Source organism: Shewanella sp. DNRA4 (assembly GCF_012843185.1).
In the GTDB taxonomy this organism is placed as follows: domain Bacteria; phylum Pseudomonadota; class Gammaproteobacteria; order Enterobacterales; family Shewanellaceae; genus Shewanella; species Shewanella xiamenensis.
The window spans coordinates 1-719 of record NZ_JABAIP010000041.1 but is presented as its reverse complement, the minus strand read 5'-3'; the positions used below and the strand labels follow the sequence as shown (position 1 = coordinate 719).

General features: G+C 46.7%; 1 protein-coding gene. It reads left to right on the top strand.

What is annotated here, in order from left to right; genetic code table 11:
- The coding region (locus tag HG547_RS20640; protein WP_169548859.1) for an IS110 family transposase at positions 1 to 451 on the top strand (451 nt) is incomplete at its 5' end.
- Between the last annotated feature and the right edge of the window lie 268 nt (positions 452 to 719).

Here is a 719-nt window from a genome sequence, read left to right as displayed (position 1 = left end):
TATAGAAAGACGGCTTAAGGATTGTGATACCCAAGTACTCACTGAAACGAAAAACAATGTGATTTGCCAGCGTTTAGAGACTATCCCAGGTATTGGTCCCGTCACCGCTACGGCCTTTTATGCGGCTGCTGGAGAGGGTAAAGACTTCAGTAATGGTAGACACTTTTCAGCTTGGTGTGGCTTGGTTCCCAAGCAACACAGCAGCGGAGGTAAAGATAACCTCCTTGGGATAAGCAAGCGGGGAAATGCGTATTTACGTACCCTGTTTATTCACGGCGCCAGAGCGGTGTTGCAGCACAGTTGTCATAAACAGGATAAATTTAGCTGCTGGGCAATACAGTTAGCAGAGCGCCGAGGTTTTAATCGAGCCTGTGTGGCCGTCGCCAATAAACTCGCGAGAATGGCATGGGTTATCGCGGCGCGTGAGGAAGAGTATCGGCTTCCAGTATAGTACTGAATAGATTCAATAAACGTGAATAATTAACCAACCAGCAAGTTGCTAAGACACTTGATTTGATGATGAGACAGTCAGACTGATCTACTAAAAACCTTAGTCGGGCATAGGCTCATTACGAAGCCGCAGGGATGATAAGGACTGTAGAAGCAGATATCCATCAGGGCCAGAGGGATCCCTCAATAACAGGCCGGATATATGGGTGCAATGAACTCTTCTCAAAATCGTTATCGAATGTCTTGCAAACCGGATGGGTCCATATATG